At 69.8% G+C, this 24,252-nt stretch carries 22 protein-coding genes; 14 read left to right on the top strand and 8 right to left on the bottom strand.

Translation table 11 applies throughout. From position 1 onward, the window contains the following. Nucleotides 1-25: 25 nt before the first annotated feature. Nucleotides 26-1,384: an MFS transporter gene (locus tag F3J18_RS14755; RefSeq protein ID WP_166913202.1), complete on the bottom strand. Its 1,359-nt coding sequence runs from the start codon at nucleotides 1,382-1,384 to the stop codon at nucleotides 26-28. Nucleotides 1,385-1,565: 181 nt separating this feature from the next. Here F3J18_RS14755 and F3J18_RS14750 point away from each other — a divergent pair, with 181 nt between their 5' ends. Next, on the top strand, nucleotides 1,566-2,294 hold the full coding sequence (locus F3J18_RS14750; protein ID WP_025100022.1) for a GntR family transcriptional regulator: 729 nt from the start codon (nucleotides 1,566-1,568) through the stop codon (nucleotides 2,292-2,294). Between the two features lie 48 nt (nucleotides 2,295-2,342). Here F3J18_RS14750 and F3J18_RS14745 read toward each other — a convergent pair whose 3' ends face one another. Continuing rightward, nucleotides 2,343-3,287 (bottom strand): hypothetical protein, encoded by a 945-nt coding sequence (locus F3J18_RS14745; RefSeq protein WP_124076203.1) that lies wholly within the window; start codon nucleotides 3,285-3,287, stop codon nucleotides 2,343-2,345. 32 nt (nucleotides 3,288-3,319) lie between these two features. After that, nucleotides 3,320-4,705 (bottom strand): hypothetical protein, encoded by a 1,386-nt coding sequence (locus F3J18_RS14740; RefSeq protein ID WP_166913201.1) that lies wholly within the window; start codon nucleotides 4,703-4,705, stop codon nucleotides 3,320-3,322. On the opposite strand from F3J18_RS14740, the gene F3J18_RS14735 reads away from it, so the two are divergent. Beyond that, nucleotides 4,677-5,030: a hypothetical protein gene (locus tag F3J18_RS14735; protein ID WP_166913200.1), complete on the top strand. Its 354-nt coding sequence runs from the start codon at nucleotides 4,677-4,679 to the stop codon at nucleotides 5,028-5,030. The genes F3J18_RS14740 and F3J18_RS14735 overlap by 29 nt on opposite strands. 87 nt (nucleotides 5,031-5,117) lie before the next feature. Here the strand turns inward: F3J18_RS14735 and F3J18_RS14730 are convergent, their stop codons facing one another. Together F3J18_RS14730 and F3J18_RS14725 are read right to left on the bottom strand one after the other, a co-directional pair. Beyond that, a complete protein-coding gene (locus tag F3J18_RS14730) occupies nucleotides 5,118-7,094 on the bottom strand; it encodes a methyl-accepting chemotaxis protein (RefSeq protein WP_166913199.1) in 1,977 nt (658 codons plus the stop codon). Nucleotides 7,095-7,309: 215 nt separating this feature from the next. Beyond that, the gene (locus tag F3J18_RS14725; RefSeq protein ID WP_025100020.1) at nucleotides 7,310-8,221 is read right to left on the bottom strand and encodes a LysR substrate-binding domain-containing protein; all 912 of its coding nucleotides are present in this window, start codon (nucleotides 8,219-8,221) and stop codon (nucleotides 7,310-7,312) included. A 133-nt stretch (nucleotides 8,222-8,354) separates the two neighbouring features. On the opposite strand from F3J18_RS14725, the gene F3J18_RS14720 reads away from it, so the two are divergent. The 8 genes from F3J18_RS14720 to F3J18_RS14685 all read left to right on the top strand — a co-directional run bounded on the left by F3J18_RS14720 (nucleotide 8,355) and on the right by F3J18_RS14685 (nucleotide 16,243). After that, nucleotides 8,355-9,689: an FAD-binding oxidoreductase gene (locus F3J18_RS14720; RefSeq protein ID WP_166913198.1), complete on the top strand. Its 1,335-nt coding sequence runs from the start codon at nucleotides 8,355-8,357 to the stop codon at nucleotides 9,687-9,689. Between the two features lie 28 nt (nucleotides 9,690-9,717). Further along, nucleotides 9,718-10,404, top strand: coding sequence for an amino acid ABC transporter ATP-binding protein (locus F3J18_RS14715; RefSeq protein ID WP_166913197.1), 687 nt, complete (start codon nucleotides 9,718-9,720; stop codon nucleotides 10,402-10,404). Between the two features lie 57 nt (nucleotides 10,405-10,461). Further along, nucleotides 10,462-11,289, top strand: a complete 828-nt coding sequence (locus tag F3J18_RS14710) for an ABC transporter substrate-binding protein (protein ID WP_025100017.1) — start codon at nucleotides 10,462-10,464, stop codon at nucleotides 11,287-11,289. Between the two features lie 82 nt (nucleotides 11,290-11,371). Further along, entirely contained in the window at nucleotides 11,372-12,151 is a 780-nt protein-coding gene (locus tag F3J18_RS14705; protein ID WP_025100016.1) for an amino acid ABC transporter permease, read from the top strand. Between the two features lie 57 nt (nucleotides 12,152-12,208). Continuing rightward, a complete protein-coding gene (locus F3J18_RS14700) occupies nucleotides 12,209-13,546 on the top strand; it encodes an FAD-binding oxidoreductase (protein WP_025100015.1) in 1,338 nt (445 codons plus the stop codon). A 55-nt stretch (nucleotides 13,547-13,601) separates the two neighbouring features. Then, a complete protein-coding gene (locus F3J18_RS14695) occupies nucleotides 13,602-14,288 on the top strand; it encodes an SDR family NAD(P)-dependent oxidoreductase (RefSeq protein WP_166913196.1) in 687 nt (228 codons plus the stop codon). A 192-nt stretch (nucleotides 14,289-14,480) separates the two neighbouring features. Further along, nucleotides 14,481-15,086 carry a cupin gene (locus F3J18_RS14690; protein WP_166913195.1) on the top strand — a complete coding sequence of 202 codons (606 nt, stop codon included), beginning with the start codon at nucleotides 14,481-14,483 and terminating at the stop codon, nucleotides 15,084-15,086. After that, nucleotides 15,071-16,243 carry an MFS transporter gene (locus F3J18_RS14685; protein WP_166913194.1) on the top strand — a complete coding sequence of 391 codons (1,173 nt, stop codon included), beginning with the start codon at nucleotides 15,071-15,073 and terminating at the stop codon, nucleotides 16,241-16,243. The genes F3J18_RS14690 and F3J18_RS14685 overlap by 16 nt, the downstream gene beginning before the upstream one ends. 42 nt (nucleotides 16,244-16,285) lie before the next feature. Here F3J18_RS14685 and F3J18_RS14680 read toward each other — a convergent pair whose 3' ends face one another. Next, the gene (locus F3J18_RS14680) at nucleotides 16,286-17,533 is read right to left on the bottom strand and encodes a LysR family transcriptional regulator (protein ID WP_166913193.1); all 1,248 of its coding nucleotides are present in this window, start codon (nucleotides 17,531-17,533) and stop codon (nucleotides 16,286-16,288) included. A gap of 156 nt (nucleotides 17,534-17,689) precedes the next feature. On the opposite strand from F3J18_RS14680, the gene F3J18_RS14675 reads away from it, so the two are divergent. The 4 genes from F3J18_RS14675 to F3J18_RS14660 all read left to right on the top strand — a co-directional run bounded on the left by F3J18_RS14675 (nucleotide 17,690) and on the right by F3J18_RS14660 (nucleotide 22,191). Further along, on the top strand, nucleotides 17,690-18,541 hold the full coding sequence (locus F3J18_RS14675; protein ID WP_166913192.1) for an amidohydrolase family protein: 852 nt from the start codon (nucleotides 17,690-17,692) through the stop codon (nucleotides 18,539-18,541). Between the two features lie 43 nt (nucleotides 18,542-18,584). Further along, nucleotides 18,585-19,517: a hypothetical protein gene (locus tag F3J18_RS14670; protein WP_345891767.1), complete on the top strand. Its 933-nt coding sequence runs from the start codon at nucleotides 18,585-18,587 to the stop codon at nucleotides 19,515-19,517. Between the two features lie 115 nt (nucleotides 19,518-19,632). Continuing rightward, nucleotides 19,633-20,988: a C4-dicarboxylate transporter DctA gene (gene dctA, locus F3J18_RS14665; RefSeq protein WP_166913191.1), complete on the top strand. Its 1,356-nt coding sequence runs from the start codon at nucleotides 19,633-19,635 to the stop codon at nucleotides 20,986-20,988. 162 nt (nucleotides 20,989-21,150) lie between these two features. Continuing rightward, nucleotides 21,151-22,191, top strand: a complete 1,041-nt coding sequence (locus F3J18_RS14660) for a porin (RefSeq protein ID WP_166913190.1) — start codon at nucleotides 21,151-21,153, stop codon at nucleotides 22,189-22,191. Between the two features lie 33 nt (nucleotides 22,192-22,224). On the opposite strand, the gene pdxA is transcribed toward F3J18_RS14660, so the two are convergent. Continuing rightward, nucleotides 22,225-23,226, bottom strand: coding sequence for a 4-hydroxythreonine-4-phosphate dehydrogenase PdxA (gene pdxA, locus F3J18_RS14655; protein WP_166913189.1), 1,002 nt, complete (start codon nucleotides 23,224-23,226; stop codon nucleotides 22,225-22,227). Nucleotides 23,227-23,262: 36 nt separating this feature from the next. Next, a partial coding sequence (locus F3J18_RS14650; RefSeq protein ID WP_166913188.1) for a four-carbon acid sugar kinase family protein occupies nucleotides 23,263-24,252 on the bottom strand: 990 nt, incomplete at its 5' end.

Below are 24,252 nucleotides of genomic sequence, written 5' to 3'. Positions count from 1 at the left end.
GATGGGAAAGGGGGGAAGGCGTTGCTCAGCCGGCGCGGCGCGACAGGGGCTCGGCGCGCCGGCGGGGCCGCTCGCGCGTGAACCAGACGGCGAGCACGGCCAGCAGCGAGCAGATCGACAGGCCCGCGAGGCCGCCGCGGATCGAACCGGTGTGCTGCTCGAGCAGCCCGAACACGGCCGGCGCGACGAAGCCGCCGAGGTTGCCGATCGAATTGATCAGCGCGATCACGCCGGCGGCGATGCGCGCATCGAGATGATTCTGCGGGATCGGCCAGAACAGCGAGGACGCGGCCTTGAAGCCGACCGCCGCGAAACAGATCGAGACGAAGGCGAAGGCCCCGCCGCCGAAGCTGGAGACGAACATGCCGAGCGCGGCGATCAGCAGCGCGACCGAGGTCCACCGCTGCTGGTGGGGATGGCGCGCGGCCAGCCGCGCGAAGCCGATCATCGCCACGATCGATACCAGCCAGGGAATCGAATTGAACAGGCCGACCTGGAAGTCGCTGTAGTGGCCCATCTTGCGGATGATGCTGGGCAGCCAGAAGGTGGCGCCGTAGATCGTCAGCGAGATCGCGAAGTAGATGAAGCAGTAGAGCGCGATGCGCGGATCGGCCAGCAGCTTGAGCGGCGATACATGGGCCGGCTGCTCGCGCTCGCGCGCGGCCTGCTCGGCGGCGATGGTCTCGACGATCGCGCGCCGCTCCTCGTCGGCCAGCCAGCGCGCCTCGGCCGGGCGCGAGTCGAGCCAGCACCACGCCACCGCGCACAACAGGATCGAGGCCGCGCCCTCGGTGACGAACATCCACTGCCAGCCGTGCAGGCCGCTGCCCGCCATCGCGCCGAGCCCGAGCAAGGCGCCGGAAACCGGGCCGGCCAGGATCGAGGCCAGCGCCGAGCCGCTCAGGAATACCGCCATCGCCTTGCCGCGCGCGCCGGCCGGCAGCCATTGCGTGAAGTAATAGATCACGCCGGGAAAGAAACCCGCCTCGGCCACGCCGAGCAGGAAGCGCAGCACGTAGAAGGAGGTCTCGCCGCGCACGAAGGCCATCGCGGTGGCCGCGATGCCCCAGGTCAGCATGATCCGCGTCAGCCAGGCCTTGGCGCCGAAGCGCGCCAGCAGCAGGTTGGAAGGCACCTCGAAGATCGCGTAGCCGACGAAGAACAGCCCCGCGCCGAGCCCGTAGGCGGCCGTGCCGATGCCGACGTCGGCCGCCAGGTGCTCGCGCACGAAGCCGATGTTGACGCGGTCGATGTAGTTGACGATGAACATGATCACGAACAGCGGCAGCACGCGGCGCTCGATCTTCGCCACCGCCCGCGCCAGCGGCGCGGCTGGTGCCGGCGCGAGCGCGCCCGGCGCGGCGGAATGCTTCGCAGTGTCCACGGCTGTCTCCTGGATGTTCTCGTTCGTATTCGTTGCGCCCGCGACGGGTATTCGCCTTGAGCTGGGGCGGATTAAAACACTAAAACATTAGTGCGTCAATGAAGCGGGATTGCGGTATCGTGGCGGCTGGCCGGCGCCGCGCGGCGGCCGGCTTTCCCGCTTCCCGTCATCCCATGCCCACATGACCCCGACGCTTTCCGACGCTCCCGCCGCCTCGTCCCCCGCCGAACTGATCGCGCCCTCCTTCGACCGCTCGCGCCACGCGGCGCCGCAGGTCTTCGAGCACCTGCGCGAGCTGATCGTGGCGATGCGCATCGCGCCGGGCACCGTGCTGCAGCGCGCCGAGCTCGCCGCGCTCTACGGCCTGAGCCAGACGCCGATCCGCGACGCGCTGATCCGGCTCGGCGAGGAAGGCCTGGTCGACATCTTTCCGCAGCACGCGACGGTGGTCAGCTCGATCGACGTGCCGCTGGCGCGCCAGCAGTTGTTCCTGCGCCGCTCGATCGAGCTGGAGATCGTGCACCGGCTCGCCAGCGCGCCGAGCGCCCCGCTGCTGGCGCGGCTCGCCGACAGCATCGAGCTGCAGCGCATGCACGCGGCGCGCGAGAACTACGTCGAGTTCGTGCACGCCGACGAGGCCTTCCACAAGCTGATGTACGACGCGGCCGAGGTGATGGATCTATGGACGCTGGTGCGCCGGCAGAGCGGGCACCTGGACCGGCTGCGCAACCTGCACGTGCCGATCCCGGGCAAGACCGAGCGGGTGCTGGAGCAGCATGCGGCGATCGTCGCCGCGATCGCGGCGGGCAATCCCGAGGCGGCGCAAGCGGCGCTGCGCGCGCATCTGTCGGGGACGCTGTCGCAGGTCGACGAGATCCGCGCGCGCTTTGGAGGATTCCTGAAGAATTGAAGGCCGGCGGCGCACACCTCGACGACGCGCGCGCCGCCCCGGCTCGCGTCAGTGGCCGGTCGCCGCCGCGCCGCTGGCAGGCTGCCTGACCACGGCGTCGGCCAGCGCCTGCGCGAGATCGTCCTTCTTCGCGGCCAGCGCCTCGCCGAGCGCCTTGTCGAGCGTGTTCGCCTTGCCGGTCTCGAGCACCGTGACCTTGATCGTGACCGGCGCGTTGTCCGTCAGGGCCGGCACCTTCTGCCACGGCAACGGCCTGCCGTCGAAATACTTCGCATCGAACATCGTGTCCTTGCCCGGCTTGAGCGCCTCGAGCGAAATCACCGAGCTCGAGATCGGCGCCGTTTCGGACGGCTTCAGCACATCGATCGTTACGCCGAGGTCGCGCTTGTGGGCGCCGAACAGTCCACCCGATTTCAGGTGCTCGCCGTAGTAGAGGAATTGCGGCTCGAAGGCATACACGCCGGCGGGCTCCTTCGATTGCTGGTAGAGCCCCTCGAAGTACAAGGCCGGCGCGTCCTGCAACCCGAGCTTGCGCAGTGCGTCGGAAGCGTCGCTCCCCAGGCTGGTGAAATCGCCTGCCGGACTGTCCCCCGGATTGCCATAGCGGCCCACCGCGCCGTAGACGCAGGCATAGATGACCGACATCCGCGCTGTCTGCACCGGGTTGCCTTTCGCGTCGACCAGCGCGCGGCTGTTGCTGTCGGTGGCGGGGATCGCATCGAGCATGCGCGGCGCGCGCGCATAGGCGGTCTTGGTGATGGACGTATCGTCCTTGAGATAGTCCGCCGCCTTCTCGAGCGCCGCCCCCGCCAGCTTCTGCACCACCACGCCGGCCAGGGCCAGCGCCACCGGCGCCAGCGCAATCTCGGTGCGCTGCGCGCCCGTCTTCGGGCACTTGATCGCCACGCCGACCCGCAACTCATCCGCCTGCGCGACGCCAAAACACAGCGCACAGACTCCCGCCACCATCGTCCCTGCCTTGTTGGGCCTCATCGTATCCCCCGTTCGTGCTTGTTGAACCACGCTCACTCGGCCAGCCGTTTCGCCGGAATGGCCACGTTGTATGCCGCACTTTTCAGTCCCTTCACCGTGCAGGCTTTCGTACCGCCCCCCACATGCATGGCCACCAGCACCAGCTTGTCGTCGCGCACGACAAACACCGGCGCGCCGCTGGTGCCCTGCACCGCCTGGCAGCTATGGACGATGCAACCGTCCGCGGTGACTTCGCCGACCACGCACCCGGATTTGCTCTCGCGCATCCACGACAACTCGCTGGAGGGGCCGGTACTGATCAGTTGCAGATCGCTGAAGAGCCCGAACAGGGTGAGGTCGGCACCCTTGGCCAGGCCGGCCGTATCGACCGGAATCTGCGGCGGCGCCGGAGGCGAGCCGGCCACCAGCAACTCGATGTAGTCGTCCTGCATCGGGAATCCACCCGAACTGCCGGCCGCCTTCGAATTGCGGGTTTCACTGCATACCTCGTAACGAGCGTCCGGTTCGCCGGGATAGGAAAACCACACCGAGCCGGGGCGCACCATGGCATAGCGCCGGTTGTCCGCCGCGTCGTAGATGCAATGGCGAGCCGTCCAGATTCGATTGGCGCTGCGCCGGAAGGCCGTGCAGGCCGGCTTGCCGTCGATCGTCAGCACGCCGACCAGCTCCTTGAGCTGCTCGGGCCTGGCGGTGGACTCGAGACAGCTCGCGTCGTAGGCGGAGAGATTCCGCAACGCGGGGGCGAAAGCCGCCGGCGCCGGCCCATGTCCGGGCGTATTGGCCCACTCGGCCAGCGTGGTGGCGCTGCCCAAGGGCACCTCGGCGGCACTCAGGAGCGCCTGCTCGCTGTCATTCAGTGCCCGCGTGGCGTCGTTGCAGGCCTTCGCCTTCGGCAGGTACGCCTGCTCCCTCGGTGACAGCTTGATAGGCCCGGCATTGGCAATGGCTTCGTCCGAGGGAATCCGATAAGAAGTCTCGTCGCGGCGCCGATTCAGGGCCTGCGCCAGCAAGCGACCCAGGATCGGCTTGTCGCCCGCATCTGGATTCGCCCACGCCGGCCGGCTCGCCTCGAAGCGACGCAATAACTCGATTTCCGGTGAATTACGCCATCGCGGCATCGATTCCGGAATCATTCCGGACGGATTCAACGACGCGCCGCCGCCACGCTCCGACAATAGCGACGACGATAATGACGACGACCAGCGCATCGAGAGATCCGGATTCACCATGAGGCCGCCGCCGGACACATGTGGATTGCCGGAAAAGGCATGTCCGGATAATTGCGCGAGGGCCGGATTTTCGGGTGCACCGCTTTTTCCGAGTGCCCAGGCGCCCTGCGCACAGGCGTGATGCTGGATGGATTCCGCGGGCGCCGGTGCCGACGCGGCCATGATGATGGCCCCGATCAGCCCAGCCACGCCCCGTGCCGTAGAACGGCTGCGCCACGATCCGCCGGGAATCGGCGACTTCAGGCACCGCGCGGACGATGCCGCAGCGGCCACTCCCCCGGTCTCGCTCGAAACGAACATGATTGCCTCACTGGCAATTGGAATCGTTTTAATAGGATGGTTATTATTTTCCGGAACTCAGCCAATGCAATTCACATCACGCAACAGCCGAATTCCAGATTTTCCACAATCTATCAAATCGATTCACCGATCACCAGTGAAAATCGTTAATTATTTTTTCACACGACTCGCCTTAATTCATCAGATTTTAGGCAAGCGCATGCGCAATCGTTAAAATCCGAAATCGATATAAAGTACGCACTTATAAAACCCGACGACATGATCGTTCGCACTCGACACGGCAACCATCACGCACTACCGCTCATGTCCGCCCCGCGCCCCTGAGCTTGAACACGCTGACCGCGTCGGCCAGCAACGCGGCCTCGTCGCTCAGCGCCACCGCCTCGCGCTGCGCCTGATCCACCACCTGCGCGTTCTGCTGGGTCGCCTCGCCGATCTGCGTGACGGCGATGTTGACCTGCTCGATCGCCTGCGACTGCTCGCGCGAAGCCTGGCTGATCTCGCCCATCAGGTCGCGCACCTGGCCCACCCGCTCGACGATGCCCTGCATGGTGGCGCTGGCCTCGCCGGCGATCCGCGCGCCGCTGTCGACGGTGGCCGTTGATTCGGCCACCAGGGTCTCGATCTCCCTGACCGATGCCGCGCTGCGCTGCGCGAGCGCGCGCACCTCGGCGGCCACCACCGCGAAACCCTTGCCCTGCTCGCCGGCGCGGGCCGCCTCGACGGCCGCGTTCAGCGCCAGGATATTGGTCTGGAAGGCGATGCTCTCGATCACGCTGGTGATGTCGGCGATGCGGCGCGCCGAGCGGCCGATCTCGTCCATGGTCGAGACCACCCGGCCGACCGCCTGGCCGCCGTCGAGCGCGGCCTCGGCGGCGCCGGCCACCAGTTGATTGGCCTGCGCGGCGTGATCGGCGTTCTGCTGCACGTTCGAGGTCAGCTCCTCCATGCTGGCGGCGGTGCGCTCCAGGTTGCCGGCCTGCGCGGCGATGCGCGTGGCGATGTCGCCGCTGCCGCCGGCGATCTCGCTGGTGCGCGCCGACATGCCGGCCGCGCCCTCGCGAACCTGGGCGACGATGCGCGCCAGGCCGTCGCCGATGCCGTCGATGGCGCGGATCAGGCGGCCGATCTCGTCGTGGCGCGGCGGCGCGCCGTCGGCGATCCGCACGCTGAGGTCGCCCGCGGCGATCCGCTCCGAGGCGCGCGCCGCCGCCTCCAGCGGGCCGCTGACGAGCCGCCGCACCGCCAGCACGAACAACACGCCGAACACCAGCACCAGCGCCAGGCCGACCAGCAGGAAACGATTGCGGGTGGCGTTCACGTCCGCCATCACCTCGTCGCGCGGGGCAATGCCGGCCACCAGCCAGTGCCATTCGGGCAGGGTCTGGAACACCACGTACTTGGCGCGCGCCTCGCGCTCGCCGAGCGCCGCGTCGGCCGACACGTAGTCGAGCCGGCCCTGCCCGGCCTCGAGCATGCGCCGCACCGGCAGGTCGGTGTCCTCGGCCGGCTTGCCCTCGGCGCGCGGATGGACGAGGTACTTGCCGCGATCCGCGCCGCCCGAGGCGTCGATCGCCAGGAAGTAGCCGCTCTCGCCGATCTTCTGGCGGCGGATGCCGTCCTCGATCGAGGCGATCTCCGCGCCGACGTCCACGCCGACGAACAGCGCGCCGATCACGCGCCCGCTCGCGTCGCTGATCGGCTTGTACTGGGTGATGTAACGTTTGCCGAACAGCGCGGCCAGGCCCGTGTAGCTGCGGCCCGACGCGACCGGGCCGTAGGCGGGCCCCTTGCGGTCGAGCAGGGTGCCGATCGCGCGCGTGCCGTCGGCCTTCTTCAGCGAGGTGGTGACGCGCACGAAATCGTCGCCGCGCCGCGCGAAGATGGTCGCGATCGCGCCGCTGCGGGCGAGGAATTCATCGGGGATCGTGAAGTCCAGGTCGAGCACGCGATCGCCCACCTTCAGCGTCGGCGCATCGGTGCCCTGGATGTTGATCGTTTGCGCGGGGTCCAGCGAAAAACCGCCGGGCAGCAGGCTCTCGAACTGCGTCATCGAGCGCCCGACCTCGGTGCCCAGGGCCTTGTCGAACAAGGCGATGGTCTCGGCGATCGACTGGTTGCGCTCGGCGATGCGCAGCAGCACCTGGTCGGTCACGTGCGTGCCGGCGGTGCGCGTCAGGGCCCAGGCGAACACGGCGAGGCTCAGCGCGAACAGCAGGCAGGAAAGAATCGCGAGCCGCACACCGATACCGGCGCGGCGCAAGGCAAGGAAGTTCATAAGGGACCGGCAGTGACAGGAAAAGACCGTGGATGGACGGCGAGACGCCTCGCGGCTCCACGGCCCGCGCGACAAGGCGTGCGCGGTACCCGCCCTTATCGGCAGTTTCCCGGGGATCTTGAATATGTCATTTCAGACATATTTCAAACTGCTTCCAGCGACGAAAGAATCGGCGCACGCGTGCATATGGCCGCCCGACGCGGCGGCGGCCCCGGCTAGCCAAGCCCTGACGCGATCGCCGCCCGGACCTTCGCCATGCGCGCCCGCGCCATCGCCAGGAACACCTGCACGATCGGTTTCTCCTGCTGCCATCGCGGGCACACGGTGAAGCCGCGAAACAGGATCTCCGGCGCGAACGGCCGGAACACGATGCGCGCGGGGTTCGTCTCCTCGATCGCCAGCGGATTCACCACGCCCACCCCGAGCCCGCGCGCCACCAGCGCGCAGATCGTCGCGCCATAGGGCGTCTCGATCGCCGGCACCTGCAGCGCTTCGGCCTGGCGCAGCACACGATCGACCGAGGCGCGCGTGTCGTCCGCGTAGGACGGCAGGATCAGGCGCTCGCCGCGCAGGTCGGCCGCCACGATGCGCTCGCGCGCGGCCAGCGCATGCCCGGCCGGCAGCGCGCAGACGCCCGGCAGCCGATACAGGTCGACGCTGGTCACCTCCACCACCTCGGGCGGGGTGGTCGCGAAACCGATATCGCAGCTCGACGAGGAGGCCCAGCGCTGGATCGTGCCCTCGCTGCGCATTTCCAGCGACACCGCCACGCGCGGATGCTCGGCCAGGAAATCCTCGATCACGGCCGGCAGGAAGGACAGCGCCATGATCGGCGCGGCCACCAGGCGCAGCCGGCCGCTGCCGAACTGGCGGATCTCGCGCGCCGCCTGCCCGAGCTTCTCGAGCCCGACGAAGCTGCGGTCGACCTCGCGATAGAAGGCGGTGCCCGCGTCGGTGGCGCGGATCCGCCCGCCGTGGCGCACGAACAGCGCCAGCCCGGTGGCCGCCTCCAGTTCCGCGATCAGCCGGCTCACGCTCGGCTGCGAGGTGCCCATCTCCTCCGCGGCGGCCGTCATCGAGCCGCGCAGCATCACCAGCCGGAATGCCTCGATCTGCCGTTGATTCATGCGCGCCCCGCCTGGTCCGGATCCCCTGGCAGGTTGCCATATCAAAAATGAATGGAAGCTGTTTTTGTCGCTATTTGACCGCATGAGCGGCGCAAACCTAGACTGGTCCCGACCTCTGCACGACGGAGCCCGGATGCGACCCGACGCCCTGCTGTTCCACGACGACTTCCGTCTCGCGCCTTATTGGTGGGACGCGGCGCCGCCCGAGACCGACCGTTCGCCGCTGCCCGGCTCGGTCGAACTGCTGGTGATCGGCAGCGGCTACTGCGGCCTGTCGGCGGCGGCCGAGGCCGCGCGCCACGGCCTGGCCACCGCCGTGATCGACGCGGCCGAGCTCGGCGCGGGCGGCAGCACGCGCAGCGGCGGGATGGTCTCCAGCGGCCAGAAGCTCGCGCTGACCAGGGCGATCCGCGGCGTCTCGGCCGAGCGCCTGCAGCGGCTGATGCGCGAATCGATCGCCAGCTTCGACTTCCTCAAGCAGTTGATCGCCGACGAAGGGCTCGACGCGGACCTGCAGATCAGCGGCCGTTTCTTCGGCGCCTACACCACGCGCCACTTCGATACCCTGCGCGCCCAGGGCGAACTGCTGCGCGACAAGACCGGCGTGACCGTCCACGTGATCTCGCGCGAGCAGCAGCGCGCGCTGATCGGCAGCGACTACTACTACGGCGGCATCCTGATCGACGATTACGGCGGCCTGCACACCGCGAAATACCATCGCGCCCTGCGCGCTCTCGCGCGCCGACGCGGCGCCAGCCTGCACTCGCATGCCGGCGCCGAGCGCATCGAGCGGCTCGGCGGCGGCCGGGCCGCGCGGTTTCGCGTGCATACCGCGCGCGGCACGATCGAGGCCGCGCGCGTGCTGGTCGCCACCAACGGCTATACCGGCGACCTGCTGCCCTTCCTCGCGCGCCGCGTGCTGCCGGTGGCGAGCTACCAGATCGCCACCGAGCCGCTGCCGCCGGGGCTGATGGACGCGCTCAATCCCGGCCGGCGCATGGTCAGCGATTCGCGGCGCAACCTGTTCTACACGCGGCCCTCGCCGGACGGCACGCGCATCCTGTTCGGCTCGCGCCCGGCGATCCGCGATCTCGACGAACGCGACGCGGCGCGGCGGCTCCACGCCAAGCTGGTCGGCCTGTGGCCGGCGCTGCGCGACGTGCGGCTCACGCATGCCTGGAAGGGTTTCGTGGCGATGACCACCGACCGCCTCGCCCACCTCGGCGAGGCCGACGGCATCCACTACGCGCTGGGCTGCAACGGCAACGGCGTGGCCCTGATGAGCTGGCTCGGCCAGCGCATCGCGCGCCGCCTGGTGGGCGCCGCCGCCGAGGCCGGGCCGTTCGGCGAGGGCGGCTTTCCGCTCGGCCCGATGGGGCTGGCGCGCTCGCTGGCGGTGCCGGTGGGCGCGGCGCTCTACCAGCTCGACGATTACTGGAGCGGCCGCCATCGCAGCGCGCTCGCATGATTCGAGGTTCGACCCGCAGGAGCCGGCGATGATCAGCTTGAACAAGGTTTCGAAATGGTATGGCGAGCATCGCGTGCTCGACGCTTGCTCGGCGACGGTCGCGCGCGGCGAGGTGGTGGTGATCTGCGGCCCCTCGGGCTCGGGCAAGTCCACCCTGATCAAGTCGATCAACGGGCTGGAGGCGATCCAGCAAGGCGAGATCCTCGTCGACGGGCGCCGCGTGGGCGGCATGGTGTTCCAGCACTTCGAGCTGTTCCCGCACCTGACGGTGCGCGAGAACCTGGTGCTGGCTCAGGTCAAGGTGCTGCGACGGCGCCGCGACGAGGCCGCCGAGCGGGCACGCGTGCTGCTCCGGCGAGTCGGCCTGCATGCGCACGAGGATCGCTTTCCCGCGCAGCTTTCCGGCGGCCAGCAGCAGCGCGTTGCGATCGCACGCGCGCTGTCGATGGACCCGGTGGCGATGCTGTTCGACGAGCCCACCTCCGCGCTCGATCCGGAGAGGGTGCACGAGGTGCTCGAGGTGATGAGCGAGCTCGCGCGCGAAGGCATGACCATGCTGTGCGTGACCCACGAGATGGGCTTCGCGCGGCGCGTGGCCGATCGCATCCTGTTCATGGATCGCGGCGCGATCGTCGAGGACGACCGCAGCGAGCCATTCTTCGAGCGGCCGCGCTCGGCCCGCGCGCGGGAATTCCTGTCGCGCATCCTGCACTGAGCACGGCCCAGCACCCGCTTCCCGTTCGCCCTACCCTTGCCACGAAGGAGTTCCGTCATGCGTTTGAGCCAGTTCCTGCGCGCCGCCGCGATCGCCGTGCCGCTGTCCCTCGCCGCCTTGTGCGCCGCCCCGGCCGCGGCCGCCGACGACCTCGGCACGCTCACGCCGGGCCGGCTGATCGCCGGTGTGGACGCAAACAACAAGCCCTATTCCTACGTCGACAACGGCAAGATGACGGGCTTCGACGTCGAGCTGCTGCGCGCGATCGGCGCGCGGCTCGGGCTGCAGGTGGAGTTCCGCGCGCAGGACTTCGCCGGGATGCTGCCGGGCGTGGCGAACCGCCAGCTCGACGTGGCCGCCGGCTCGATCTCGATCACCACCGACCGCCTCAAGATGGTCGATTTCTCCGAGGGCTACCTGACCGGCCTGCTGAGCGTGACGACCCTGCCGGGCAGCGCGATCGGCGCCGATGTCGCCTCGGTAAAGGGCAAGCGGATCGGCGTGGTGCAGGGCACCATCGAGGACACCTATGCCGATACCTACATCCCCGGCGCCCAGGTGGTGCGCTTCCCGAACCTGAACGCCGGCTTCCTGCAACTGCGCTCGAAGTACATCGACGGCTACTTCATCGACAAGACGCTCGCGGTCGGGCTGCAGGCCAAGTATCCGCAGCTGGACCTGCAGGACAAGCTCGACATCTCGGCGGTCAACCTGCCGGCCGGCTTCCCGCTGCGCAAGGGCAACAGCAAGCTGGCGCAGGCGCTGAACAAGTCGATCGACGCGCTGGTGGCGGACGGCACCTGGCTCAAGCTCTACAAGCAGTTCAACCCGACCTACCCGACGCCCACCAGCCTGCCGCCCTATGCGATGAAGACCGGCAACTGAGCCGGTAACCGAGCCGGCAATTGAGCCGGCAACCCAGCGCGCCGCCGCGCCCGGTCCCTTTCACGATCAGGAGGAGTCCACCATGCAGGCCTTCATCGAGAACTTCCTCGACTGGCAGTTGCTGGTCTCGTCGCTGCCCTCGCTGCTCTACACCGGCCTGGTCAACACGCTGGTGCTGTCGGTGTTCTCCACCCTGCTCGGCATCCTGGCGGGCATGGTGCTGGCGCTGATGGCGGTGTCGCCCACGCGCTGGCTGACCACGCCGGCGCGCATCTACGTGGACGTGTTCCGCGGGCTGCCGGCCGCGCTGGTGATCCTGGTGGTCGGCCAGGGGCTGGCGCCGGTCGGGCTGGCGCTGTTCGGGCCGAATCCGTATCCGCTCGCGATCGTGGCGCTGGCGCTGATCTCCTCGGCCTATATCGCCGAGATCTTCCGCTCCGGCATCCAGAGCGTGGGCCGCGGCCAGCTCTACGCCTGCCAGGCGCTGGGCATGAGCTACTGGAGCAGCATGCGCCACGTGATCGTGCCGCAAGGGATCCGGCGCATCCTGCCCGCGCTCGCCAACCAGTTCATCTCGATCGTCAAGGATTCGAGCCTGGTGTACTTCCTCGGCCTGCTGACCTCGCAGCGCGATCTCTTCACGATCGGCCAGAACACGGCGGTCAACACCGCCAACCTCTCGCCGCTGGTGGCCGCCGGCGCCGTCTACCTGCTGATCACCGTGCCGCTCACCCACGCGATCAACCACCTGGACCGCTGGACCAACCGCCACGCCAACCCCGGCACGCAACGGCCCGAGCGCGCCACCGCGATGCGGCGCGCCTTGCGAGCGGCGGTCTCGCGCGTCGCGCCGCGCCACTGAGCGCGCGGCATGGTTCGCCGCCCTCGCCCTCATGAACCACAGGAGATCGCATCCGAGATGGGACCGAAAGTCGACCCCGTAGCAGAAGACATCAGGCCGCCCGAGCGCGCGGACGTGGTGGTGATCGGCGGCGGCATCATCGGCGTGAGCACCGCGCTCGCGCTGGCCGACAAGGGTTTGTCCGTGGCGCTGTGCGAGAAAGGCCATATCGCCGGCGAGCAGTCGAGCCGCAACTGGGGCTGGGTGCGCGTCACGCGGCGCGACCCGCGCGAGCTGCGGCTGGCGATCGAGAGCCTGCGGATCTGGCGCACGCTGGACGCCACGCTCGGCATCGAGACGGGCTTCCGCCAGTGCGGGATCCTCTACATGTCCGAGGACGAGGCCGCCATCGAGGATCATCGCGACTGGCTGCGGCGCGCGCGCGACGAGGCCGGCGACAGCTTCGACACGCGCGAGGTGGGCACCGCCGAGATCGACTCGCTGCTGCCCGGCGCCACGGTGCGCTACCGCGGCGGGCTCTACACGCCCGGCGACGCGCGCGCCGAGCCGCAGAAGGCCGCGCCCGCGATCGCCAACGCGCTGCGCCGGCGCGGCGTGTCGATCCTCGCGCCCTGCGCGGCGCGCGGCATCGAGACCAGCGCCGGCCGCGCCAGCGCGGTGGTGACCGAGCACGGCACGATCGCCTGCTCGGCCGTGGTGGTGGCCGGCGGCGCCTGGACCCGCTATTTCTGCGGCAGCCTCGACATCGAGCTGCCGCAACTGCTGGTACGCGCCTCGGTGATGCGCACCGAGCCGCTCGACGGCGGCCCCGAGCTCAGCGCCAGCAACAAGCATTACGCGTTCCGCAAGCGCGCCGACGGCGGCTACACGATCGCGGCGGGCTTTCGCACCCGGACCGATCTCACGCCCGACGCGTTCAAGCTGTTCTTCCAGTATCTCGAGGCCCTGAAGAGCCAGGGCGGCGCGATGCGGCTCGGCATCGGCCGGCGCTTCGTCGAGGAGCTGCGCCGCCCGCGCCGCTGGGCGCTGGACCGCCCCACCGAATTCGAACGCGTGCGCACGCTCGACCCCGAGCCGATCGCGCGCTATGTCGACCCGGGCCTGGCGGAATTCAAGCGGGTGTTTCCGCACCTGGCGCAGGCGCGCATCGCGCAGCGCTGGGCCGGCTACATGGACGTCACGCCCGACGCGATTCCGGTGATCTCCGGCGTCGAGCGCCTGCCGGGCTGTTTCATCGCCACCGGCTTCTCCGGGCATGGCTTCGGCATCGGCCCCGGCGCGGGCCGCTTGATGGCCGACCTGGTCGCCAACGACGCGCCGCTGGTCGATCCGCATGCGTTCCGGCTCACCCGTTTCTCCGACGGCACGAAGATCGTGATCGATGCCGGGTTCTGATCCGCGGCGGCGGGGCAGCGAGGCTGCGCCGCCGTCAACACGAGGCACATGACGCATGGACAAGGTGGCGATGATCTCCGGTGCGAACCGCGGCATCGGGCTGGCGATCGCCGGCGAATTGCAGCGGCGCGGCTACCGGCTGTCGCTGGGCGTGCGCGAACCGGCGGCGCTGGCCGGCCGCTTCGGCGACGCGCTGCTGGCAAGCTACGAGGCGCGCGAGCCGGACGCCGCACAGGCCTGGGTCGAGGCCACCGTGGCGCGCTTCGGGCGCATCGACGTGCTGGTCAGCAATGCCGGCATCTGCCGCCAGATCGGCTTCGAGGACGGCACCGACGCGCTGCTCGACGAGACGCTCGACATCAACGTCAAGGCGCCGTTCCGGCTGGTGCAGGCGGCGCTGCCGCATCTGCGCCGCGCCGGCAGCGCGCGCTTCGTGCAGATCGCCTCGCTGTCGGGCAAGCGCGTGCGCAACGGCAACGTCGGCTACCAGATGTCGAAGCACGCCACCATCGCCTTGACGCACGCGGTGCGCCGCGCGGGCTGGGACCAGGGGCTGCGCGCGGTGGCGGTGTGCCCCGGCTTCGTCAACACCGAGATGGCGGCCGGCATCGCCGACCTGCCGGCCGAGGCGATGACCCAGCCCGAGGATATCGCCCGGCTGGTCGCGAACACGATCGAGATGCCGGATTCGGCCAGCATCGCCGAGTTGCTGGTGAATTGCCGGCACGAGGATCTGTTCTGACGATGCACCGCCGAGGCGCGACGATCGCTTCGGCACCCTGGACGGTTCACCGCGTCGCCTTCTCCTCCCCTCGCCGCGCCCCGCCCGAGGATTCATCTATGCCATAGATGCATGGCATCGAAATATCGCATTTCTGCAAGGCGAAGTCGGCTGGCATAGTTCGTCCCAACGAACCGAACGGAAATCCCGACCATGCCCCCGCTGAACCGCCGGCGCTTCGTCCAGGGCCTGCTGGCGCTCGGCGCCGCCTCCACGGGCCTCGCCCACGCCGTCGCCGCCGACACCTCGACCGAGGCCGCCATGAATCCGCAACAACTGCTGCTCGCCCGCAACGGCTGGGTGCCGAACAACCCGCAACTGCCCGTGCTGCTCTATCGCCAGGCCCTGCAGGGCGAGGATCTCGCCGCCGCCTTCGAGCAAGGGTTCCGCCACAACGGCTGGGTGCCGCAATGGCGCGCGGGCGTCTACCCCTATCACCACTACCACTCCACCGCGCACGAGGTGCTCGGCATCGCGGCCGGCAGCGCGCGCCTGATGCTGGGCGGCCCCGGCGGGCACGAACTGCGGGTCGAGCGCGGCGACGCGCTCCTGCTGCCGACCGGCACCGGCCATTGCGAGTTGTCCTCGACGCCGGACTTCCTGGTGGTGGGCGCCTATCCGCCGGGGCAGGACTGGGACGTCTGCCGCGACGCGCCCACCCCCGAGATGAGCGAGCGCATGCGCCACCTGCCGTTCCCGGACAGCGACCCGGTCAACGGCATGCATCCCCCGTTGAGCACCCTATGGCATCGATCCTGATGCCCGCGCGCGCCGCGCGCCGGGCCACCTTGCCGACCATGGCGCAGTTCTTCATGAACGGCGCGAGCTTCGCCACCTGGGGCGTGCAGATTCCCGTGCTCAAGGCCGCCTTCGGCGCCTCCGAGGCGCAGATGTCGATCGCGATGCTGTGCGTGGCCGCCGGCGCCGTGCTGGCGATGAAGCACGTCGGCGGCTGGGTGGCGCGCGTGGGCAGCGCCCGGGCGCTCACGCAGAGCAGCTTCGTCTACGCGGCGGCCCTGCTGGCGATGCCGTTGGCCGGCCGCTTCGCCCTGATGCTGCCGATCCTCGCCGTGTTCGGCATGGCGATGGCCGCCTTCGACGTCGCCATGAACGTGCAGGCCGCGAACCTGGAGACCCGGCTCGAACGGCCGATCATGTCGAGCATGCACGGCATGTTCAGCGTCGGCGGCATGGCCGGCGCGGCGTTCGGCGGCGCCATGCTGGCCGCCGGCGTGTCGCCGCGCCTGCATCTGGCGATCGTCGCGGCGCTGCTGTGCGCCAGCGCCCTCTACGCATCGTCGCGGCTGCTCGCCGATCCACCCGCCGGGCACGACGAGGCATCCCCTGGCGGCGCCGGCATCCCGCGCGTGCTGTGGATCCTCGGCGGCATCGCCTTTCTCGGGCTGGTCTGCGAGGGCGCGATGTACGACTGGGCCGCCATCTACCTGCGCGACGTGACCGGCGCCTCGCTCGACACCAGCAGCTACGGCTACGCGCTGTTCTCGGCCGGCATGGCGCTGGGCCGCTTCGGCGCCGATCCGCTGCGCCGGCGCCTGAGCGTGAAGACGATCCTCTGCGCCAGTGCCTGGCTCGGTTTCGCCGGCATCACGCTGGCCATCGCCGTGCCGTTGCCGGCGGCGAGCCTGGCCGGCTTCGCGCTGATGGGGCTCGGCGTGGCCAACTTCATGCCCTTCTTCTTCCTGGCCGGCACCCGGCTGCCGGGCATGAGCGCCGCGGCAGGGGTGGCCGGCGTGGGGCGCTTCGCCTACGCGGGCATGCTGTTCGGGCCGCCGCTGATCGGCGCGCTCACGCACGCGACCAGCCTGCGCGGCGGCCTGGCCGCCATCTCGGTCACGATGGGCGCGATCGCCCTGCTGGGGATCCGGCAGGTCGCGCAGGTGCTGAAGGACGCCTGAGCGCCGTCACGATCGCCGTCGTGATCGCCGTCGTGACCACCATCAGTCGGCCAGCGTCTCGCACTCCCGGCGCAACTGCTCGACGAAGGCCTGCTGCACCGCCGTCGCCAGCCAGTCGGTGCGCGTGGTGTAGCCCACCACGCGCGAGGCTTCGGGCGTCTCCAGCGCCAGCTCGACCATGCCGCTGCCCGGATAGGCCTCGCGGATCTGCGAGCGCGTGAGCAGCGTGATGCAATCGCTCTCCACCAGCATCGCCATCATCATCGCCAGCGAGCTGGTCTCCACCCGCATCGGCGGCTTGCGCGGCAGGCGCGCCAACATCGCCTCGATCACCCGGCGGCGCGGCACGTCGCGCTGCGGCACCACCCAGTCGTCGTCGGCCAGGTCCCGCACCTGGACGGCGCGCTTGCGCGCCAGCCGGTGCCCCTTGCGCACCGCCACCACGTAGGGATCGGCGAACAGTTCGGTTTCCTGCACGATGCCGGCCAGCCGCGGCTCGCGCAGGCCGCCGATCACGATGTCGATCGCGCCGCTGCCGAGCTCGCGCAGCAGCCGCGCGTGCGAACCCTCGTCGACCGTCACGCGCGCGGCCGGATACCGTTCGCGCAGGCGCTGGATCGCCCGCGCCACCAACCGCGGCGGCAGCAGCGGCAGCACGCCGATCGCGACGCGGCCGCTGCGCTGCCCGCGTGCCAGCTCGAGCTCCTCGCCGGCCTGCTTGATCTCGTAGAGCGCCAGGCTCAGGCAGCGCGCGAATTCGACGCCGGCGGGATTGGCCAGCACGCTGTGCACGCGCCGCCGGTACAGCGACACGCCGACGGTCTGCTCGATCTGGCGCGCCGCGCGATGCACGGCCGGCTGCGAGATGCCGAGCGCGCGCGCGGCCTCGGTCGCCGAGCCGGCCTCGGCGATCGCGATATGGCAGCGCACCTGCGCGTCGCTCAGGTGCCGGCAGATCTTGCCGACATTGGCCGCCGCGGCCGGCTGGCCGGTCAGCGCGGCCACGGCGCGCTCCATCTGCTCCAGCATGCGCCGCACCCGGCGCTGCAGGATCCGCCCCTCCTCGGTCAGCTCGCTGCCGCCGAAGCCGCGCTCGAACAGCCGGCAGCCGAAACCCGCCTCCAGCTTGCCGATCGCCAGGCTCACCGCCGGCTGGGTCCGGCCCGCGCGCGCTGCCGCCTGGCCGATGCCGCCGGTCTCGCACACCGCGTCGAACAGGAACAGGCGCCGCAATCCGGCCCGCTCCTCGTCGTGCGTCTCGTCGTGCTCCTCGCCGTCGATTTGACTCATCGCGCCCCTTGCCATGGCGCTTCACGCGCCTCGGAGAAAACCCCTAGCTTAACCAGAATTTATGCCTCGTGCCGCACTTCATATTAAGGCGAGGGCCGGCCGCGCCCGTAAAGTAGCGCTCATTCGATCAAATCGTTACCTGTCAGGAGGCAGTTCATGTCCGTCATCATCGACACCCATACCCACGTGATTTCCCCGGATACCGAGCGTTATCCGCTCGCTCCGGTCGGGGGGCATCAGTCGGAATGGTCGGTGAAGCGGCCCGTCAGCCTGGAGGGCCTGCTCGACTCGCTCGACGCGGCGGGCATCGAGCGCGCCGTGGTGGTGCAGGCCTCGACGGTCTACGGCAACGACAATAGTTATGTGGTCGAGGCGGTGCGCCGCCATCCCGATCGCTTCGCGGGCGTGTTCTCGGTCGACGTGCTGGCCCACGACGCGGTCGAGCAGATGCAGCGCTGGCTCGACGCGGGCCTGTCCGGCCTGCGCCTGTTCACCACCGGCAGCACCATGCCCGGCCAGGCCGGCTGGCTCGACGACGAGCGCTCGTTCCCGGTGTGGGAGCACGCGCAGCGCCATGGCGTGTCGATCTGCCTGCAGATGACCGCGCAGGGCATCCCGGCGCTGCTCAACATGCTGGCGCGCTTCCCCGAGATCCGCGTGCTGCTCGACCACCTGGCGCGTCCGGAGCTGGCCGGCGGGCCGCCCTACGCAGCGGCCGAGCCGCTGTTCAGCCTCGCCTCGCACCCGGGCGTGTTCCTCAAGCTGACCAACCGCACCATCGCGGAAGCCTCGCGCGGCGCCTCGACGCCCGCCGCCTTCTTCCCGCGCGTGCTGGACGCCTTCGGCGCGCATCGCATCGCCTGGGGCTCGAATTTCCCCGCCGCGGAAGGTTCGCTGCCGCAACTGCTGGCCGAGGCGCGCGAGAGCCTGTCGATGCTGCCAACGGACGCGCAACAAGCGATCTTCGGCGGCACGGCGCGCAGCGTCTACCCCGCGCTGGCCGCCTGATGCGCGCCCGCGCCACGCACCCGTATTGTTCAGGAACCCGAACGTGAACACCGAAGCTTCGATCGACCCCGCAGGCCAGGCCGGCACCGCGCCGCTGAGCATCGCGCTGAAGTCCTACCCGCATACGCGGGCGCTGATCTCCGGCGAGCTCGCCGATCCCGCGCTCGCGCTCGCCTTCCAGGAGGTGGAGCCGATCCACCGCGCCTTCGCGCCGATGGCGCGCCGCCAGGCCTACGACGTGAGCGAGATGGCGATCGTCACCTACCTGCAGGCCAAGGCCTACGGCAAGCCGGTGGCCCTGCTGCCCGCGGTGGTCGCGGCGCGCTTCCAGCAAGGCTGCATCATCCACGACGCGCGGCGCGGCAAGCTCGATCTCGGGGACCTGGCGGGCAAGCGGATCGGCGTGCGCGCCTATACGCAGACCACCGGCATGTGGGTGCGCGCGATCCTCGACGAAACCTACGGCGTGCCGCTCGATCAGGTGAACTGGATTACGATCGAGGGCGCGCACCTGGAGGAATACCGGGACCCGCCCTTCGTGCGGCGCGTGGAGGGCAAGTCCCTGCTGGGCATGCTGCGCGAGGGCGAGATCGATGCCGCGATCCTCGGCAACGACCTGCCCGACGAACCCGGGCTCGAGCCGCTGATCCCGGATGCGGCGGCGGCGGACCGCGCCTGGTACGCGCTGCATCGCTACGTGCCGATCAACCACGTGGTGGTGGTCCGGCAGGCGCTGCTCGAGGAGCGGCCGCAGGCGGTACGAGCGCTCTACACGCTGCTGCGCCGCGGCAAGGCCGCGGCCGCCGCCGACCAGGCCGGCAAGCCCGACAAGCTGCCCTTCGGCTACCAGGCGCTGCGCGGCCCGCTGGAGGAAACGCTCGCCTACTGCGAGCGCCAGCAACTGCTGCCGCGCAAGCTGGGCGTCGACGAGATCTTCGCCGACACCATCGAGCTGCTCGGCGAGCTGGCCCGCTGAGCGCCCCGCGCGCCTGCCCCTCGCTTCGTCGCACCGGGCAGGCGCAACCGACCATCGCGTTTCACCCGTTTCGAGCGAACCCGAGTTCGCCCCTGCCACACAAGGAGACAGCAGCATGAGCCCGCGCGGCAAATCCACCACCGAACCCGGGAAAGCTCGCCCGTTCTATCGCGACCTGTCCTTCCAGGTGATGGCCGGCATGGCGCTCGGCATCCTCACGGGCTACGTCTTCCCGAAGTTCGGCATCGACCTGCAACCGGTCGGCGATGCCTTCATCCGCGTGATCCAGATGCTGATCGGTCCGATCATCTTCTGCACCGTGTGCAGCGGCATCGCGGGCGTCAGCGATTTCAGGAAGGTCGGCCGCATCGCGATCAAGGCGCTGCTCTATTTCGAGGTGGTCACCTCGCTCGCGCTGGTGATCGGCCTGGTGGTGATCAACGTGCTGAAGCCCGGCGTCGGCATGAACGTGGACATGCACAACGTGCATTCGGCCGCCGTCGACAGCTACGTGAGCCGCGCCCACCACGTGGTGACGATGAGCGAATTCCTGCTCAACGTGATCCCGCACACGGCGCTGAGCGCCTTCACCGGCGGCGACGTGCTGCAGGTGCTGTTCTTCTCGGTGCTGTTCGCCTTCGGCCTGGCCGCGATCGGCGAGCGCGCCCGCCCGGCGCTCGACTTCATCGATGCCGCCTCGGGCTCGCTGTTCTGGGTGATCGGCCTGACCATGAAGATCGCGCCGCTGGCCGCCTTCGGCGCGATCGCCTACACGGTCAGCAAGTTCGGCCTGGGCACCCTGCTCTCGCTGGGCAAGCTGGTGCTCGAGTTCTACCTGACCTGCGTGATCTTCATCGCGCTGATCCTCTGGCCGATCGCGCGCGCCAACGGCTTCAGCCTGCTGCGCCTGATGCGCTACATCGGCGCCGAGCTGCTGCTGGTGATCGGCACCAGCTCCTCGGAAACGGTGTTCCCGCAACTGATCGACAAGCTCGAACGCCTCGGCTGCGACAAGTCGGTGGTCGGCCTGGTGCTGCCCACCGCCTACACCTTCAACCACGACGGCACCTGCCTGTATTTCGCGGCGGCCGCGGTGTTCCTGGCCCAGGCGACCAACACGCCGATGAGCTGGCACGAGCAACTGGTGCTGCTGGCGGTGCTGCTGCTGACCTCCAAGGGCGCGGCGGGCGTCTCGGGCGCGGCGATCGCGGTGCTGGCGGCCACCCTGGCGGCCTCCAACACCATCCCGGTCGAATCGATCGCGCTGATCCTCGGCATCCACAAGGCCATGTCGAGCGCCTTCGTGTTCACCAACATCGTCGGCAACAGCGTGGCCACCATCGTGGTGGCGAACTGGGAAAAGGCGCTCGACCGCAACGCGTTGCGCCACGAGCTGAAGACCGGCTTCAAGCCCGACTCGAGCGCGCTGGACCGGCTCGAACCCGGCAAGGGCGGCGCCGCCGGCCACTGAAACGACCTGGCGGCGCGCGGCAGGTCCCGCGCGCCGCCGAACCGGCAGGCCTGGCGCCGCGCCGGTGCGGTGATCGATTAGTCGTGCGTATCGAATGCGACAGCGATGGCAGTGACGCGAACCGTTTCGCGATCAAAAAATATCAAGATCAGGAGACACACCATGGCACTTGCGGTCTGGAGAAGCGTGCGCTTGACGCTGTCCGCCTCGTTGGGACTGACGATGGCGGCCCCGGCGTTCGCGCAATCGAGCGTGCAGCTCTACGGCACGGTGGACGGCGGCATTCGTCACCAGACGAACGCCGCCAAGGGCGGCGGCTCGATCACCACCGAGAATTCCAACGGCTACTTCAGCTCGAACAAGCTGGATTTCCGTGCGCGCGAGGAGCTCGGCGACGGCTGGAACGCGCACTTCCTGCTGGAAAGCGGCTTCAACATCAGCAACGGCCAGTTCGACAACACCACCGGCACCGAATTCAACCGGCAGGCCTTCGTCGGCATCGGCAACGCGCGCTACGGCTCGCTCGATCTCGGGCGCCAGTACACCATCGCGCACGACATCATCAGCCTCTACGATCCGTACAACTTCCACTTCACGCCGATCATCCCGCTCACCCAGGCCTCCGACGGCACGCGCAACAACAATGCGGTGAAGTACAAGAACAGCTTCGGGCCGGTGCTGTTCGAGGCCGACGATTCCTTCGGCGGGGTGCCGGGCGATTTCAGCAGCGGCGCCACGCGCGCGGTGGGCCTGAGCGTCGCCCTCGGGCCGGCCGCCGTGGGCGGCGTGTACGGCCATCGCAGCATCCTGAGCGGCACCGCCTACGCCGGCGACAGCTACTACATGCTCGGCGCCAGCTACAAGCTCGGCCCGGTGCGTTTCTCGGGCGGCTTCATGTCGGAGGACCTGCAGAGCCCGAGCGCGCCGCACCAGGTGACCAACAACGGCTTCGGCGGCATCGCCTGGACCATCAACCCGGTGACCGTGTTCCGCGGCGCCTACTACCAGACCGGCGTCTCGAACGACAAGGCCGGCCGCCGCGGGCTGAGCGTGCTGACGCTGGCCTACCTGCTCTCCAAGCGCACCACGCTCTACGCCGAGTTCGACTACACCTCGTACAGGCACGCGGTGGTCAGCACCCTGAACCCGGCCGGCGTGAACAGCCAGAGCGCCTTCACGATCGGCATCGACCACCTGTTCTGAGGCAAGGCGCCGCTCGCGCGCCCGCGCGCGGCTTCAGGCGCGCCGCGTCGCCAGTTCCGCGCCCTGGCGCAGCGCCTCGAGCATGCTGCCCTCGTCGGCGATGCCCTTGCCGGCGATGTCGAAGGCGGTGCCGTGGTCGACCGAGGTGCGCACCACCTCCAGCCCGACCGTGACGTTGACGCCCGCCTCCAGGCCCAGCACCTTCACCGGGCCGTGGCCCTGGTCGTGATACATCGCCACCACCAGGTCGAAGTCGCCGCGCCCGGCGCGATAGAACAGCGTGTCGGCCGGCAGCGGGCCGGTCACGTCGAACCCGCGCACCTGCAGCAGCTCGACCGCCGGGATGATCTTCTGCTCTTCCTCGCCGTAGCCGAACAGGCCGTTCTCGCCCGCATGCGGATTGATCCCGCACACGCCGATGCGCGGCCGCGCGATGCCGGCCTTGATCAGCGTGGCGTTGCCGCGCTCGATCGTGCGCTGCACCAGGCCCGGCTCGATCTTGCGGATCGCGTCGATGATGCCGATGTGGGTGGTGACGTGGATCACGCGCAATTGCGGCGCCACCAGCATCATCGACACCTCCTCGACGCCGGTCAGGTGCGCCAGCATCTCGGTGTGACCCGGGAACTTGTGGCCGCCGGCGTGCAGCGCTTCCTTGTTGAGCGGCGCGGTGCAGATCGCGTCGATCCGGCCGGCCTGCGCCAGCTCGACCGCGCGCGCGATGTAGCGGTAGGCGGCGTCGCCCGCCACCGGCGAGAGCTGGCCGAACGGCAGTTCGTCGGGGATCAGGCCGAGGTCGATGCAGTCGATCGTGCCGGGTTCGTAGCGCGCCTCGGTGGCGTCGTCGATGCGGCGCACCGTGGCCCGGCCGCCGACGATCTCGATCGCGCGCGCCAGGCGGCGCGCGTCGCCGATCACCAGCGGCCGGCATTGCCGGTAGACCGATTCATGCGCGAGGCTCTTGACCACGACCTCGGGGCCCACGCCGCTCGCGTCGCCCATCGTGATGCCGATTACGGGGAGATAGTTGCTCATGATGTGTTTCGTTCAGGGGTGAAGGCTTGAAGGGTTTCAGGCGCCGTCGCGCACGAGCGCAGCGGGTTCGCCGCGCAGGTGCCGGTAGGCGCCCAGCAGCGCGTGTTCGGTGCCGAACGCGCCGGCCTTGGTGACGACATGCGGGCCGCGGCCGTCGGCGGGCCGGCCCAGCGCGACGCCGGCCTCGATCTCGCGGGCCAGCTCCAGCGCGCCGATGCGAGCGGCGCCCAGCATCGCGCGGGCGGTCTCGCCGCCGGTCACGATCAGGCCGCCCAGGCCCTCGACGTGCGGCGCCACCAGGGCCGCCAGCGCGCCGGAGAGCAGCGCGCCCTCGGCGGGATCGAAGGCCGCGTCGCGGCCGATACGCACGATCGCGTCCTGCCGGCCGCGCAGGCAGGCGCCGATCCGCTCGTGCCAGGCGGGCCATTGCGCGTGCGTCGCGCCCTCGCGCAGCACCGCCGGCGGCACGATGAACTCGGCGATGCCGGCCTCGGCACGCAGCAGCGCGCACTGGCGCTCGGAAATCGCCGAGAGGCTGCCGACCAGGGTCAGCAGCGGGCCGGAGGCGACGACGCTCGCGGCCTCGGCGGATCGGGCTTCGGATTCGGCTTCGGCTTCGGCTTCGGCTTCCGATTCCGAGCCGGCCGCGGCATCGGCGTCGAACAGCCCGGGCAAGGCCGCCAGCTCGCGCGACAGCCCGCCCGAGCCGACCCAGAAGAACGGCGTGTCGAGCGCGGCCGTGAGGCGCGCCAGCCGTGCCAGGTCCTCGCTCGTCTCGGCGTCGACCACGATCGCGCGCCCGCCCTCGGCGGCCGCCGCGGCCAGCATCGCGACGATGCGCTGCGGATCGCCGCGCAGCACCTCGAGCCCGACCTGCTCGACCCGCAGGCCCGCGTCCTCGAGCAGCGCGCGCAGCGCGGCGTCGCGCCCCGCATGTTCGAGCTGCCAGGTTTCGGTGTCCTCGAGCGGCACGCCGCGCACCAGCACGCGGCCATCGATCACGCCGCGGCCGGTGGCCGGAAACGC

It is taken from the genome of Burkholderia sp. Ax-1720, from assembly GCF_011753035.1.
Lineage (GTDB): Bacteria > Pseudomonadota > Gammaproteobacteria > Burkholderiales > Burkholderiaceae > Burkholderia > Burkholderia gladioli.
This window is presented reverse-complemented; position numbering and strand designations above follow the sequence as displayed.